Annotated in this window: 14 protein-coding genes; 11 read left to right on the top strand and 3 right to left on the bottom strand. The window is 62.6% G+C overall.

Going from position 1 to position 13,782, the window contains the following annotated elements:
* Window positions 1–54 precede the first annotated feature (54 nt).
* Window positions 55–990 carry a LysR family transcriptional regulator gene (locus MVC20_RS17055; RefSeq protein WP_297543556.1) on the bottom strand — a complete coding sequence of 312 codons (936 nt, stop codon included), beginning with the start codon at window positions 988–990 and terminating at the stop codon, window positions 55–57.
* 153 nt (window positions 991–1,143) lie between these two features.
* Here MVC20_RS17055 and MVC20_RS17050 point away from each other — a divergent pair, with 153 nt between their 5' ends.
* From MVC20_RS17050 to MVC20_RS17030, 5 genes are all read left to right on the top strand, one after another.
* On the top strand, window positions 1,144–2,271 hold the full coding sequence (locus tag MVC20_RS17050; protein ID WP_297543554.1) for a CaiB/BaiF CoA-transferase family protein: 1,128 nt from the start codon (window positions 1,144–1,146) through the stop codon (window positions 2,269–2,271).
* A complete protein-coding gene (locus tag MVC20_RS17045; RefSeq protein WP_297543552.1) occupies window positions 2,264–2,953 on the top strand; it encodes a class I SAM-dependent methyltransferase in 690 nt (229 codons plus the stop codon). The genes MVC20_RS17050 and MVC20_RS17045 overlap by 8 nt, the downstream gene beginning before the upstream one ends.
* A gap of 73 nt (window positions 2,954–3,026) precedes the next feature.
* Complete coding sequence (locus MVC20_RS17040) at window positions 3,027–3,734, top strand: ABC transporter permease (RefSeq protein ID WP_297543549.1); 708 nt, start codon at window positions 3,027–3,029, stop codon at window positions 3,732–3,734.
* A gap of 13 nt (window positions 3,735–3,747) precedes the next feature.
* Window positions 3,748–4,497 (top strand): ATP-binding cassette domain-containing protein, encoded by a 750-nt coding sequence (locus MVC20_RS17035; protein ID WP_297543547.1) that lies wholly within the window; start codon window positions 3,748–3,750, stop codon window positions 4,495–4,497.
* Window positions 4,498–4,521: 24 nt separating this feature from the next.
* On the top strand, window positions 4,522–5,349 hold the full coding sequence (locus tag MVC20_RS17030) for an extracellular solute-binding protein (protein ID WP_297543545.1): 828 nt from the start codon (window positions 4,522–4,524) through the stop codon (window positions 5,347–5,349).
* A gap of 87 nt (window positions 5,350–5,436) precedes the next feature.
* On the opposite strand, the gene MVC20_RS17025 is transcribed toward MVC20_RS17030, so the two are convergent.
* Complete coding sequence (locus MVC20_RS17025) at window positions 5,437–6,306, bottom strand: helix-turn-helix transcriptional regulator (RefSeq protein WP_297543543.1); 870 nt, start codon at window positions 6,304–6,306, stop codon at window positions 5,437–5,439.
* 155 nt (window positions 6,307–6,461) lie between these two features.
* On the opposite strand from MVC20_RS17025, the gene MVC20_RS17020 reads away from it, so the two are divergent.
* The gene (locus MVC20_RS17020; protein ID WP_297543541.1) at window positions 6,462–7,376 is read left to right on the top strand and encodes an MBL fold metallo-hydrolase; all 915 of its coding nucleotides are present in this window, start codon (window positions 6,462–6,464) and stop codon (window positions 7,374–7,376) included.
* Between the two features lies 1 nt (window position 7,377).
* Window positions 7,378–8,328 (top strand): MBL fold metallo-hydrolase, encoded by a 951-nt coding sequence (locus MVC20_RS17015; RefSeq protein ID WP_297543539.1) that lies wholly within the window; start codon window positions 7,378–7,380, stop codon window positions 8,326–8,328.
* 46 nt (window positions 8,329–8,374) lie between these two features.
* On the opposite strand, the gene doeA is transcribed toward MVC20_RS17015, so the two are convergent.
* Entirely contained in the window at window positions 8,375–9,559 is a 1,185-nt protein-coding gene (gene doeA, locus MVC20_RS17010; protein ID WP_297543537.1) for an ectoine hydrolase DoeA, read from the bottom strand.
* 168 nt (window positions 9,560–9,727) lie between these two features.
* On the opposite strand from doeA, the gene eutB reads away from it, so the two are divergent.
* The 4 genes from eutB to MVC20_RS16990 all read left to right on the top strand — a co-directional run bounded on the left by eutB (window position 9,728) and on the right by MVC20_RS16990 (window position 13,764).
* On the top strand, window positions 9,728–10,729 hold the full coding sequence (gene eutB, locus MVC20_RS17005; protein ID WP_297543535.1) for a hydroxyectoine utilization dehydratase EutB: 1,002 nt from the start codon (window positions 9,728–9,730) through the stop codon (window positions 10,727–10,729).
* Window positions 10,719–11,708, top strand: coding sequence for a cyclodeaminase (locus MVC20_RS17000; RefSeq protein ID WP_297543533.1), 990 nt, complete (start codon window positions 10,719–10,721; stop codon window positions 11,706–11,708). The genes eutB and MVC20_RS17000 overlap by 11 nt, the downstream gene beginning before the upstream one ends.
* Entirely contained in the window at window positions 11,705–12,178 is a 474-nt protein-coding gene (locus tag MVC20_RS16995; protein WP_037275922.1) for an Lrp/AsnC family transcriptional regulator, read from the top strand. The genes MVC20_RS17000 and MVC20_RS16995 overlap by 4 nt, the downstream gene beginning before the upstream one ends.
* A gap of 110 nt (window positions 12,179–12,288) precedes the next feature.
* Window positions 12,289–13,764 carry an NAD-dependent succinate-semialdehyde dehydrogenase gene (locus MVC20_RS16990; RefSeq protein WP_297543531.1) on the top strand — a complete coding sequence of 492 codons (1,476 nt, stop codon included), beginning with the start codon at window positions 12,289–12,291 and terminating at the stop codon, window positions 13,762–13,764.
* The last annotated feature ends 18 nt before the right edge of the window (window positions 13,765–13,782 follow it).

Here is a 13,782-nt window from a genome sequence, read left to right as displayed (position 1 = left end):
AGGTTTTTTATGCCAGCGGAAATATCAATGCCCGCTTGCGGCCATTGACCGCGCCTATAGCCGCAGCTCACCTTGCCAGATGCCTCGCCGCACCAGATCGCGCAGCACGTCGAGTGTGATCGCCTCGACCGCGCGGCTGGCGCGGCTGGTTGGAAAGGCGGGATTCGAGACAAGATAGACGGGCCGCACCATGTCGGGGTCCGTGATCGGCGCTCCGACAAGTTCGCCCCGTGCCACCGCATCATGCACCGCCGAGGGTGAAAAGATCGCATGACCAGAGCCGCGCGCCACCAGTTCCTTGATTTGCGTCATCGCGTCCATCTCAACGGGCACGTTGAGGTGCAGGCCAAGCGGGGCGGCATAGCTCTCGATGGTCTTGCGCAGGCCGTGGGCGGCCTGAGGCAGGATCATGTCAAGCGGTTCCAGCGCGTGGAGCGGCACGGGTGTGCCGGGAGGTGTGCCAAAGGGCCAGTTGTCCGGGGCGGAATAGACATGCAGACGCTCATCCAGAACATGCGTGATCCGGAAATGATCCGCGTCCTGAAGGTCATAGATCAGGCCCATGTCAACGGTGCCATCGCTGACCCATGCCTTGATATATCCGCTCATGGCCTCGACCACGCGCAGGCGGATATCCGGCAATTCCACCCGCACGGTTTCGGCCAGGGGCACGGACAGCACCATCGACACCGAGGGCGGCAAACCGAAACCAACCTTGCCGCGCGGCGCGCCCGAGGCATCGCGCATTTCGTCCACGCAACGTGACATCGCGGCGCTGATCTCGCGCGCGTGGCGCAAGAGAACCTGTCCTTCGGCGGTCAGCATCGAGCCGCGTGGCGAGCGGTCGATCAGGCGCACGCCAAGTTCGGCCTCCATCCGTGCGACATGCTGCGAGAGCGAGGGTTGCGCCACACCCAGCCGATGCGCCGCCGCCGAGAGCGAGGGGGCTTCGGCGATGGCAATGAAGTAGCGGAGTTGGCGAATATCCATAGGCAAAAAGCCTATCAAAGCGAAATGCTAGAGCGCAAGCCTATGGTTGCCCATAGTCGGGCCTTATACCCGTTCAAAAAGACGGGTATTTCCCACGGCCGATGCAATAATGCATGGTCCGGCCAGACTGCCTCCAAAGGAGAAGAGACCCCGATGCGCACTGACCTTGCCGGATTATTGGTTGTTTCCGTCGAACAGGCGGTCGCCGCGCCCTATGCGTCAGGCCGTCTGGCAGAGGCCGGTGCGCGGGTGATCAAGGTCGAGCGGCCCGAAGGCGATTTCGCGCGGGGGTATGACGCCTTGGTCCATGGCGAAAGCGCCTATTTCGTCTGGCTCAACCGAGGCAAGGAATCGCTCTGCCTCGACCTGCGGCAAGAGGCGGACCGCGCGTTGATGGAGCGGATGCTCAGCAAGGCCGATGTGTTCATCCAGAATCTCGCGCCGGGTGCGATTGATCGTCTGGGATTTGCGCCCGCCCGCTTGCGTGCCGATTACCCGCGTCTGATCACGGTCTCGATCTCGGGCTATGGCGAAGAGGGGCCGCTGGCGGATCTCAAGGCCTATGATCTCTTGGTGCAGGCCGAAACCGGTCTCTCGTCGATTACCGGAAATGAGCATGGCCCGGCGCGTACCGGGGTTTCAGTATGTGACATCGCTGCGGGAATGACCGCTTATCAGGCCATTCTCGAGGCGCTGATCGGGCGCGCGACAACGGGCGAGGGCAGGCACATCGCGGTGTCACTGTTCCATGCGCTGAGCGACTGGATGAACGTGCCCTATCTGCAATATGCTTACGGCGGCAAGGTGCCACCGCGCGCCGGTCTCAATCACCCCACGATCGCCCCCTATGGCGTCTATCAGGGCAGCGATGGCAAGGCGGTTTTGATCTCGATCCAGAACGAGCGCGAATGGGCCACGTTCTGCGACACGATCCTGGGCGATGCGACGCTTGCCCGCGATCCGCGCTTCGACAGCAATTCGAACCGCGTTGCCAATCGCGAGGCTCTCGATGCGGTGCTGCGCCCGATCTTTGCCGCCCTGCCCCGCGATGCCATGGCCGAACGCCTGCGCGCGGCGCGTATCGCCTATGGGCGCGTGAGCGAGATGGAGGATCTGGTCAGCCATCCCCAGAACCGCCACGTCACGGTTGAGACACCGTCTGGCCCGGTGCGAATGCTGGCCCCCGGCGCGCAGATGGACGGTGTCGAGGCCGCCCTGGGGCCTGTGCCCGCCCTTGGGGCGAATAGCGCCGCGCTGCGCGCAGAGTTCGGCGATGACTGAAGCGCCGGATACAGCCGCGCGCCTCTTGGCGATCCTGTCTGAGATTGGCGCGCGGGCGGTGCTCGATATCGGCTGTGGTCACGGGGCGTTGGCGCGCACTCTGGTACAGGCGGGCTATGACGTGACCGGTATGGATCCGGCATCCGAAGCGGTGGCCGCCGCCCGCCTGGCTGTTCCCGATGCCCGGTTCGAGCGTGGCGGAGCAGAGCAGTTGCCCTTTGCCGCAGAATCCTTTGACGCCTGTATTTTCCTGAACGCGCTGCATCATGTCCCCCTGCCTCTGATGCAGAACGGCCTGCTAGAGGCGTTGCGCGTTCTGCGCCCCGGCGGAGAAGTCGTCATTGTAGAGCCCTTGGCAGAGGGCGCTTTCTTTGAGGTCATGCGCCCGGTCGAGGATGAGACAGAGATGCGCCACGCGGCGATTCGGGCGATTGATGCCATTCTGGCGGCGGGCGCGGCGACCGGGCCTGCGCCCGTGACGTATCATCGACCTACGCCGGTGGCCGATTTGGACGCCTTCATCGACTATCTCGCCCGCGTCGATCCCACGCGTCGCGCATTGGCCGAAGCGCAGCGCGACACGCTGGCGCGCCTGTATGCGGCGCATGTCACCGCTGGGCCAAACGGCCCAGAATTGAGCCAACCGCTCCGCCTCTGGCGCTTGCGAGCCGCAAAACCCTGAGGCGTTGTCGCGTTAGGGGCTGGAGTATTGTGTCTTTTTGTGTATTTTTTCCCGAAGAGGGGAGAAATCGCACGTGTTCAGCTTTGGCGACATCATGTCCGAGGCCTTGGTTCTGATCCTCAATTGGGATCGGAACCTGAGCGAGATCGTCGGGCTGTCGCTCCATGTCACGCTTTCCGCGGTGCTTTTGTCCTGCCTGATCGGCCTGCCCTTGGGGGCGATGGTGGGTGCGTTCCGGTTTCCGGGGCGCGGGGTGATGACGGTTATCCTCAATGCCTTGATGGGATTGCCGCCGGTGGTGGTTGGGCTGTTCGTCTATCTCATGCTGTCCGCCTCCGGCCCTTTTGGCCCCCTTCAGTTGCTCTACACCCCTGCCGCGATGATCATCGCGCAGACGATACTTGTAACCCCGATCGTGGCGGCGCTCACGAAACAGGTCGTCGAGGATCTGCATGGCGAATACGCCGAGCAGTTCGCCTCGATGGGCCTGCGCGCGCATGAACGGGTTGCGGCCCTGCTTTGGGATGCACGGTATAGCCTGATGACCGTGGCGCTGGCGGGGTTTGGCCGCGCCGTGGCCGAGGTAGGCGCTGTGCTGATCGTGGGCGGCAATATAAACCATGTGACCCGCGTGATGACCACGACCATTGCCCTCGAGACATCCAAGGGAAATCTCGAGCTGGCGCTGGCCCTTGGCGTGGTGTTGCTGGTTCTTGCGGTGCTCGTGAACGCGGTTGTGATGGCGCTCCGGGCCTCTGCGGTGCGGGCGGCCTATGCGTGACACGGTGATGGATATGACCACCGCTGAGGTCGCCACGCGCATTCCGCTGCTAGAGGCGCGCGGCCTGTCATTCGACGCGGGTGGCAAGCGGCTGATTCATGATCTGTCCCTTTCGATACCCGAGGGGCGGCGCATCTTGATCATGGGGGCGAATGGCGCTGGCAAGAGCCTGCTTTTGCGTTTGCTGCATGGTCTCTTGACGCCGTCCGCCGGGCAAGTGCTCTGGCAGGGGCAAGCCCCTGATGAAAAAGCGCGCCGCGCGCAGGCCATGGTGTTTCAGCGCCCCGTGATGCTGCGGCGGTCGGTGCTGGCCAATCTCATCTTTGCGCTTTCGGTACATGGCGTGCGCGGTGCAGAGCGTGCGGCAGAGGCGGCGCATGCACTCGAACTGGCCGGGCTCAGCGAACTGGCGCGACATCCCGCGCGTGTCCTCTCGGGCGGCGAGCAACAGCGCCTTGCCTTGGCGCGCGCTCTGATCTGCAAGCCGCGCCTCTTGTTCCTCGATGAACCGACCAGCAGCCTCGACCCGGCCTCGACCCAACGGATCGAGGATCTGATCAACGCGGCCCATGCGCGCGGCGTGACGATTGTCATGGTCACGCATGATCTGGGACAGGCCGGGCGGTTAGGGGACGAGGTGATTTTCATGCATGCAGGTCGCGTCGCCGAAACTGGCCCGACTGAGCAGGTTCTTGGTCGTCCCCGGTCCGAGGCTGCGCGCGCCTGGACCCAAGGGCGGCTCTACACAGGCACAACTTTCTGACATCCAAAAGACAGGGACAATTTCATGCTCAGACGTCATCTTTTCTCGCTTGCCGCAGGTGCGGCTCTTGCCTTGGGCCTGTCTGGGGCCGTGCAGGCGCAGGATCAGTTCATCGTGGTGCAATCCACCACTTCGACGCAGAATTCGGGGCTCTTTGACCATATTCTTCCGATCTTTCAGGAAAAGACCGGCATAGAGGTGCGCGTGGTGGCGGTGGGCACCGGGCAGGCGATCAAGAATGCCGAGAATGGCGATGGCGACGTGCTCTTTGTCCATGCCAAGGCGGCAGAAGAAAAATTCGTGGCCGAGGGACATGGGCTGCAACGGTCGGACGTGATGTATAACGATTTCATCCTCGTCGGCCCGCCCAACGATCCGGCAGGTATTGCGGGGACCACGGACATCGTCGCGGCCCTCACCAAGATTGCGGAAGCCGGCGCGACCTTTGCTTCGCGCGGGGATGACAGCGGCACCCACAAGGCAGAACTGAAGCTGTGGAAAGAGGCGGGCATTGATGCCGCAGCGGCGTCTGGCGATTGGTATCGCGAAACCGGCTCCGGGATGGGGGCCACGCTCAATACCGGCACGGCGATGGGGGCCTATGTGCTGACCGACCGCGCCACGTGGATTTCCTTTGGCAACAAGGGCGAATACCAGATAGCGGTGGAAGGCGACACGCGCCTGTTCAACCAGTATGGGATCATCCTCGTGAACCCGGCAAAGCACGAGAACGTCAAGGCCGAGGCCGGGCAGGCCTTCATCGACTGGGTGTTGTCAGCAGAGGGGCAACAGGCCATCGCGGATTACAAGATCGACGGTCAGCAGTTGTTCTTCCCCAACGCGAACGGCTGACCTTGTTCTTCAAGCGGATTTGAAACTGGGCGGAACGTCGAGAGAGTTCCGCCCAATGCATTTGTGACCTGTCTGAGAACGGCCGGTTCAGGCGGAAATCCAGCGCACCTCGCCCAGTCCCCTCAGATCATAACCGCCGAGCGCCGAGGCTTTGGCGACCATCGTTTCGGACCGCATGAAGGCGACAAGCCGCTGCACGGGGTCGGTGAAATAGGCGCGACGGTCGATCAAGAGGTCAAAGCGCTCTTGCACCAAGGGACGGAACACCAGCCGAAATTGCCGCGCCATGGATTCGATCCCCAAAGTCGCCTCGGCCTCTCCTGCGGCCACGGCGGCGGCGGCATCGCTTTCGGTATGGGCGGGGCTGGCAGGCGTCAGGATGTCATCCGCTGTCATGCCCGCTTCGGCCATCATGCTTGCAAAGAGCGCCGTGGTGCCTGCCCCCTCTTGGCGCAGGATCACGCGACGGCCGCGCAGATCGCCGATCCCCTGGACCATATCCGCCACGGCAGGTGTCAGGATCAGCCCACGCGTGCGTTCCGCCCAGCCAATGAGCACAGCGTCGCGCAATCCGCGCGCCTCGAGCGCGGGAATGTTCCAGTCGGTTTCGCCGGGAATATGCAGCCCGGTCACAACCGCACGCCCTTCGGCAAATACCTCCAGCCCGTCACAGCTTCCGTTCCAGAGGGTTGCAAGGCACGCGCCGCTCTCACGCAGCGCCCAATCCAGCAGCGGATCATGCGAGCCGGTCACAAGCATCGGGCGCTCGGAGGGCAGGGTGACACCTGTTCCCTCAATCCAGCACATCAACTCGTTTTGGGGAAACAAGAGCTTGCCGGTGATCTTGCGATGCGGGATCTCGCCGGTGGCGACCATGTCGTAGACCTTGCGCTCCTTCACCCGAAGCAGGTCTGCGACCTCCTTGGTTGTCAGATAGGCGGGAAGTTCACTGTCCATGGGCTTTGATGATCACACATTAGAAATCCTATGCAGCGTTCCTATCGCATCTCTGCGCGGAAATCAGCATCAAACGCAGCCTGTTTCGCCTTGTATTCTGATGCCTGCCAGAGCATCATATTCATAAATACGAATAAATAAGGGATGAGGAAACCATGCATTTCAACCGACGTCAAATTCTGGCGGCCTTGGGTGCCGGCACGCTTGTCGGTCTGTCGCGCCCGGGCATTGCCGCGACAGAGCTCACGCTGGGCAGTGCCAAGATCTCCACCCTCAGCGACGGCAATCTCGTGCTGCCGATGGAGTTTCTGCTCGGCAACCTGCCCGCTGCCGATGCCGCCCCGATTCTGGCGCAGTATGGAATTACTGGCGACACGGTCGAGCCGCCCTGCAATCTGACGCTGTTTCAGGATGCCGAGCGCACAGTGCTGTTCGACGCAGGGTCCGGGCCCGGGTTCATGCCGAGTGCCGGGAAGATTCTCGAAGCGCTCGAATCCGTCGGTGTCAGCGCTGATGACATCACCCATGTCCTCTTTACCCATGCGCATCCGGATCACCTCTGGGGCGTGCTGGATGACTTCGACGATCCGGTGTTCGCGAATGCCAGCTACATGATCGGGCAGGCGGAATGGGAGTATTGGACAGACCCCGCCACGGTCGAGAGCATCGGTGCCGAGCGGGCCAGCTTTGCCGTTGGCGCCGCCCGGCGTCTGGCGGCGATTGAGGATCGGATGGAATTCATCGCAGGCGGGCAAGAGGTGCTGCCGGGTATCCTCGCACATGATACGCCTGGCCACACACCCGGCCACATGGCGTTTGAACTCCGTCAGGGCACCGAGGCGGCATTGGTCGTGGGGGATGCCATTGGCAACGGTCATCTGGCCTTTGCCCGGCCTGATTGGGCCAGCGGATCGGATCAGGATGCCGAGACCGGGATCGCGACGCGCACGCGACTCCTCGACCAGTTGGCGACCGATCAGATGGCGATGGTCGGCTTTCATCTGCCCGGGGGCGGGTTGGGTCGGGTCGAACGCGATGGCGATGCATACCGGTTTGTTGCGGAGGTCTGAGATGATGCGTGTGACCCTCGGCACCCTCTTGCTCTGCGCCGCCAGCGCCGCCGTCGCGAGCGAGGATATCCCCGACCAATACCCGGCCTCGCTGCTCTATTCCAAACCGGTCGAGGTGATCCCGCATGTCTGGTCCGCCATCGGGGCGACCGCCCCCCCGACCTATGAAAATGCCGGACACAACAACAACCTCAGCTTCATCGTCACGGGCGATGGCGTGGTGGTGATCAATGGTGGCGCATCCTACGGGCTGGCCATGGCCCTGCACGATGAAATCAAGATGGTTACCGATCAGCCCGTCAAGCTGGTGTTCAATGAAAACGGTCAGGGCCACGCCATGTTGGGCAATTCCTATTGGGCGGAACAGGGCGTGCCCATCGTGGCACATAGCGATGCGGCGGCCGAGTTCGAAAATCATGGCGGCGGTGATCTCGAGGCGGCGCAGCGCGTGACCAAGGAGCGCGCCGAAGGCACCAGCGTGGTGCTGCCGACCGAGACCTTCAGCGAGGAGTATATCGTCGAGATGGGCGATGTCCGGATCGAGGCACGCTATCTGGGGCCAGCCCATAGCCCCGGAGATATCGTCGTATGGCTGCCGGGGCAAAGCCTCGTGATTTCCGGTGACATGGCGTTTCACGAACGCATGTTACCGATCTTCCCCGATACGATCACGGCGGATTGGCTGGAAACCTGGGATACAGAATTCGAGGCGCTGGGTGCCACCTATGTGATTCCCGGTCACGGCCACCCAACCAACATGGATCAGGTGCGCCGTTACACCAAGGGCTACCTTGAACATCTGCGCGCCCAGATTCGCGCGCATATCGACGCGGGCGGTGATCTGGCCGATGCCTATTACGTCGACCAATCCGCCTATACCCATCTCGACACGTTCGAGGAACTGGCCACCAAGAATGCCGGCCGGGTCTATGAACAGATGGAATGGGAATAGGGCGGAATTGCAAAAGGCCCCCACGGTCGATGGGGGCCTTCTCTGCTCAATCCTTGACGAACATCTTGCGCGGGCGGTTGCAAAAGGTTTCCGCCGGGCCGCTTTCCTTGATCAGAATGGACTCGGTGATCTCCAATCCCCAGTCGGACATCCAGAGCCCCGGCATGAAATGGAATGTCATGCCCGGTTCCAACACGGTTTCATCCTCGGAGCGCAGGGAAATCGTGCGCTCGCCCCAGTCGGGCGGATAGCTCAGACCGATGGGATAGCCACAGCGCGCGCCACGTTCGATCCCGGCGCGTTCCAGCGGGGCGGCCAACGCATTGGCAATGTCGCAGGCGCGGTTGCCCGCCTTCGCGGCCTCCAGCCCCGCCTCTAACCCCTCGACCAGCGCCTTTTCCGCATCGAGCAGGAATTGCGGCGGCTTGCCCAGAAAGAGCGTGCGGCAGAACGGCGCGTGATAGCGCCGGTAACAGCCCGAGATCTCAAAGAACGTGGCCTCGCCGGTCGCGAATTCTCGCCCATTCCACGTCAGGTGCGGTGCCGCGGCATCAGAGCCTGACGGCAAGAGCGGCACGATTGCGGGATAGTCGCCCCACGCGCCCTCGACCCCCCGGATGGCATCGCGAAAGATCTCTGCCACGATCTCGTTCTTGGGAATGCCCGGCTCGACCCGCTCCATCAGCCCGTCGGTGATCTTTTCCGAAATCAGCGCCGCCTTGCGCATGAACCCAAGCTCTTCCTCGGATTTTACCGTGCGCTGCCAGTTCACCAGTGCGGTGGCGTCGAGGAATGTGGCCTCTGGCAGTTCCTCGCGCAGGGTCTGCATTGCCTTGGCAGAGAAATAGTAATTGTCCATTTCCACGCCGATCCGCTTGTCGGCAAGGCCCATACCCTTGAGCCGCTCCGCCAGATCCTGCATCGGGTGGCGTTCGGTCGACTGCACGTAATTGTCGGCATAGCCGATCACGCGGTCGTCGGTCATCCAGACGGTGCGCACGCCGCCATTGGCATCCTGATTGCGGCCCCACCAGATCGGATCTGCCTCGGGAAAGACCAGAACGCCCTGGTGCACATAGAACGACCAGCCATCATAGCCGGTCAGCCAATGCTGGTTGGACGGGTCGGTGACAAAGAGCGCGTCAAGGTCAAGCCGGGCCATGGCGGCGCGGGTCTTGTCCAGCCGCCGCTGGTATTCCTGTGCCGAGAAGGGCAGGTCTTTTTCGATCATGTCGGGGATCCGTAGTTAAATTATCCTGACCATAGTTGTGGCTTTGGCTGCCGCTCGCCCCAAGAAAAACGCCGCATCCTGTCGTTTTCAGACCATCTCGCGACGCGGAGTTGACGCTAGGCTCGCCGCGACGCAAGCTGCGCGCCATCTGACAAGAGGAATACCAAGATGCGTCCCGTTCTGGCCGATGTCTATGCCGCTGCACAGGTGATCGCCGGGGTGGCGGACCGCACGCCGCTGGTGCCTTCGCCCTATATGAGCGGGATTGCGGGTGGTGAGTTCCTGCTCAAGCTGGAGAATATGCAGCCCATCGGCGCGTTCAAACTGCGTGGCGCGCTCAATGCCGTGGCGGGTGCGCAGAACGCGGCTGGCGTTACCTGTTGCTCGACCGGCAACCATGGCCGCGGCGTGGCCTATGCGGCGCGGGCACGTGGCTTGCGGGCGGTGATCTGCATGTCGGAATTGGTGCCGCAGGCCAAGGTAGACGGCATTCGGGCGCTGGGGGCCGAGGTGCGGATCATCGGCCGCTCTCAGGATGCCGCCCAGGCAGAGGCAGAGCGTCTGGTTGCCGAGGACGGGCTGACCGAAATCTCGCCCTTTGACGACCCGCTGGTGATTGCGGGCCAGGGCACCATCGGGCTGGAACTCATGGCGGCGCGCCCTGATCTGGAAACGCTGCTCATACCCTTGTCGGGTGGCGGTCTGGCGGCAGGCGTTGCGCTGGCCGCCAAGACGATCAAACCCGACCTGCGCGTCATCGGCATCAGCATGGACCGAGGCGCCGCGATGTACGAGAGCCTGCGCGCCGGCCATCCTGTCGACGTCGAAGAGGTACCAAGCCTGGCCGATAGTCTGGGCGGCGGCATCGGTATGGCAAATCGTCTGAGTTTTGCCATGTGCCGCGATTTGCTGGATGATGTGGTCCTCGTCACGGAAGAAGAGATTTATCGCGCGATGCAGGTGCTCTATTACGAGGATCGGATCGTGGCAGAGGGGGCCTGCGTCGTGGGTATTGCAGCGGTGCTGAGTGGCAAGGTGCTGCCGCAAGGGCCCACCGCCACCATCATCACCGGCCGCAATCTCGATATGGCGATGTTCACCAGGGTTGTGACCGGGCAGGATGTGATTTTGGGCGACAAGGTAATTAAGGGTAAGACATATGGCACATGATATTCGGATCGTGACAGAGGCGGAATTGCGCGGCGCGGTCAAGCTGGACCGTGAAACCGTCAAGGTGATCGAGAAAGCCTTTGGGGCGCTCTCGGATGGCGGCGTTGTCATGCCGCCGGTGATGTCGATGGACCTCGCGGATGTGCATGGCGAGGTGGATGTAAAGACCGCCTATATCCCCGGCTTTGACGGGTTCGCGATCAAGGTCAGTCCGGGGTTCTTTGACAATCCCAAGCTGGGACTGCCCAGTCTCAACGGGCTGATGATCCTGTTTTCCGCCAAGACCGGTCTGGTCGAGGCGGTATTCCTCGACAATGGCTATCTGACCGATTTGCGCACGGCCGCCGCCGGTGCGGTCGCGGCGCAGCATCTCGCCCCCGAGACTGTGCATACCGTAGGTATCATCGGCACGGGTGTTCAGGCGCGGCTTCAGGCGCGGGCGGCGCGGCTGGTGCGTCCGTTTGACCGGCTGCTCATCTGGGGGCGGGATGCCGAGCGCGCGCGCGCCTGCGCGGCTGATCTGGCTGACCTCAAATGCGTTATCCGCGTGGTAGACTCTCCTGCCGATCTGGTGCTGGCCAGCCAGTTGGTCATTACCACCACCCCGGCACAGTCCCCGGTGATCGAGGCGAAATGGCTACATCCCGAATTGCATATCACCGCCATGGGGTCAGATCAGGCGGGCAAGAACGAAATTGATCCGCAGGCCCTGATCAAGGCCGATCTCTACGTTGCCGATCGCGCGACGCAGGTAGAGCATCTGGGCGAGTTGCGCAGCGCGATCGGGGCCGGGATATGGACCAAGGGCGCGCCGGTCGAGTTGGGCGATGTGATCCGGGGGCGCGCGCGCGGGCGCAAGAGCGATGCCGAGATCACCATTTGCGATCTGACCGGCACCGGCGTGCAGGATACGGCGATTGCCACGCATGTGATGGCGCGGCTCAAGGGGCGCGATCTGGGCACGGTCATCACCGCATGAAACTTGATGCGCGCGATCTCGATATCCTGCGGGTGCTGGCTGATGAGGGCCGCATCACCAAGGCCGATCTGGCAGAGCGGGTGGGCCTATCGGCCAGCCCGTGCTGGGAGCGGCTCAAACGGCTGGAAGAGGCCGGCCTGATCGAAGGGTATCATGCGCGCATCAATCTCAGGAAACTGGGGTCGCATGTGACCGTCTTTGTTGCGGTGGAATTGGCGGATCATACACCCGCCTCCTTCCGCGCCTTCGAGGACAGTATGCAGCGCTACGGCGAGGTGACGGCCTGTTGGGCGCTGGGGGGCGGGTTTGACTATCTCATGCAGATCGTGACCCGCGACATCGACACCTATCAGCGGCTGATTGATGAGATGCTTGAGGCGCGGATCGGGCTCGCGCGCTATTTTACCTATATCGTGACCAAGCCGGTCAAATCCCCGCGCTTGCCGCCGCTCGAGATGTTTTTCGAATGAATCATCTATTTTGAGGGCGCCTGGCAGAAGATTAGTCTGCGCTTGCGGCAAACTTCAGTCTCCCTCTTTGGCAGGGCCAAGACATTCTTTGGCGCGAAGGGAGCGCCACCATGTCCGACTCAGCCATCTGGACCCGCAACGGGATCACCGACACACGCCTTGTGCGCAGCTTTGCCTATGTGGGCGGCAAATGGGTCGGCGGCGACGATACGGCAACCTTTGCCGTAACCAATCCCGCCGATGGCAGCACGCTGGGGGCCGTCGCCAGCCTCAGCGCAGATCAGGCGCGCGCTGCGGTGGATGCGGCACAGGCGGTGTTCGGGCAATGGGCCATGACCCTGCCACAAGACCGCGCAGCCCGATTGCGGCGCTGGTTCGACCTGATAATCGCACATCGCGAAGATCTTGCCCGTATCATGGTGCTGGAACAGGGTAAGCCGCTGTCAGAGGCGCGCGGCGAGATCGACTATGCCGCGAGTTTCGTGGAGTATTATGCCGAAGAGGCCAAGCGCCCCAATATCGAGGGGGTCACAAGCCACCTGCCCGATGCCGAGGTGGAGCTGTGGCTGGAGCCTGTGGGCGTGGCCGCGCTCATCACGCCATGGAACTTCCCCTCTGCCATGCTCACGCGCAAGGCGGCGGCGGCCATGGCGGCAGGCTGTACCGTGGTGGCACATCCGTCGGCCGAAACGCCGTATTCCGCGCTGGCCCTGGCCGAACTGGCCGAGCGGGCGGGGTTTCCATCGGGCGTGTTCAACGTGGTCACGGGTGATGCTGCCACTGTGGTTGCGCCATGGACCCAGGATGCGCGCGTGCGGGTTCTCAGCTTTACCGGCTCGACCGAAATCGGGCAGTTGCTCTATCGCCAATGCGCGGGCACGGTCAAGAAACTGGTGCTGGAACTGGGCGGCCACGCGCCCGTGATCGTGTTCAAGGATGCCGATCTGGAAACTGCCGTTAAGGAAGCGATCAAAGCGAAATTCGCCACCTCTGGACAGGACTGTCTGGGTGCGAACCGCATCTACGTGGAGCGCACGATTTACCAGGCATTTTGCCGACGGTTTACCGACGCGGTACAGATGCTCACGATGGGGCGTGGGATTGACGATCCCGACCTCGGTCCGTTGATGAACGAAAGGGCCGTTCGAAAGCAGGAAGAGCATGTGGCCGATGCCCTGGCGCATGGCGCAACGCTGGCCTGCGGCGGCAAATGCGATGCCCTGGGGCCGCTCTTTTATCAAGCCACTGTTCTGACGGATGTGTCCGACGCCGCCGCAATCATGCGCGACGAGACCTTTGGTCCGGTGGCGGCAATCACGCCCTTTGACACCGAGGAAGAGGTTGTCGCACGCGCCAATGCCACCGAATACGGTCTTATCGCCTATCTGCACAGCCACGATCCGCGCCGCATCTACCGCATGACGCGGGCGCTGCAATTCGGCATGGTGGCAGTGAACCGCACCAAGGTCACGGGCGCACCGATCCCCTTTGGTGGGGTTAAGCAATCGGGGCTGGGCCGTGAAGGGGCGCGGCGCGGCATGGAGGAATTCATGGAGATCAAATATGTCTGCCGCGATTGGGCGTGAGCAGACGAAATCTTGAAA

It is taken from the genome of Roseovarius sp., assembly GCF_027019125.1.
Lineage (GTDB): Bacteria > Pseudomonadota > Alphaproteobacteria > Rhodobacterales > Rhodobacteraceae > Roseovarius.
The sequence above is the reverse complement of the archived record's forward strand: the minus strand, read 5'-3'. Positions and strand labels throughout refer to the sequence as shown.

Bases quoted from the DNA above. Each gene is read 5' to 3' on its own strand.
- MVC20_RS16990 (WP_297543531.1), top strand. From the start codon at position 12,289: ATGTCCGACTCAGCCATCTGGACCCGCAACGGGATCACCGACACACGC.
- MVC20_RS16995 (WP_037275922.1), top strand. From the start codon at position 11,705: ATGAAACTTGATGCGCGCGATCTCGATATCCTGCGGGTGCTGGCTGAT.
- MVC20_RS17035 (WP_297543547.1), top strand. From the start codon at position 3,748: ATGACCACCGCTGAGGTCGCCACGCGCATTCCGCTGCTAGAGGCGCGC.
- MVC20_RS17030 (WP_297543545.1), top strand. From the start codon at position 4,522: ATGCTCAGACGTCATCTTTTCTCGCTTGCCGCAGGTGCGGCTCTTGCC.
- MVC20_RS17045 (WP_297543552.1), top strand. From the start codon at position 2,264: ATGACTGAAGCGCCGGATACAGCCGCGCGCCTCTTGGCGATCCTGTCT.
- MVC20_RS17055 (WP_297543556.1), bottom strand. From the start codon at position 990: ATGGATATTCGCCAACTCCGCTACTTCATTGCCATCGCCGAAGCCCCC.
- MVC20_RS17015 (WP_297543539.1), top strand. From the start codon at position 7,378: ATGATGCGTGTGACCCTCGGCACCCTCTTGCTCTGCGCCGCCAGCGCC.
- MVC20_RS17025 (WP_297543543.1), bottom strand. From the start codon at position 6,306: ATGGACAGTGAACTTCCCGCCTATCTGACAACCAAGGAGGTCGCAGAC.
- MVC20_RS17000 (WP_297543533.1), top strand. From the start codon at position 10,719: ATGGCACATGATATTCGGATCGTGACAGAGGCGGAATTGCGCGGCGCG.
- eutB (WP_297543535.1), top strand. From the start codon at position 9,728: ATGCGTCCCGTTCTGGCCGATGTCTATGCCGCTGCACAGGTGATCGCC.
- MVC20_RS17020 (WP_297543541.1), top strand. From the start codon at position 6,462: ATGCATTTCAACCGACGTCAAATTCTGGCGGCCTTGGGTGCCGGCACG.
- doeA (WP_297543537.1), bottom strand. From the start codon at position 9,559: ATGATCGAAAAAGACCTGCCCTTCTCGGCACAGGAATACCAGCGGCGG.
- MVC20_RS17050 (WP_297543554.1), top strand. From the start codon at position 1,144: ATGCGCACTGACCTTGCCGGATTATTGGTTGTTTCCGTCGAACAGGCG.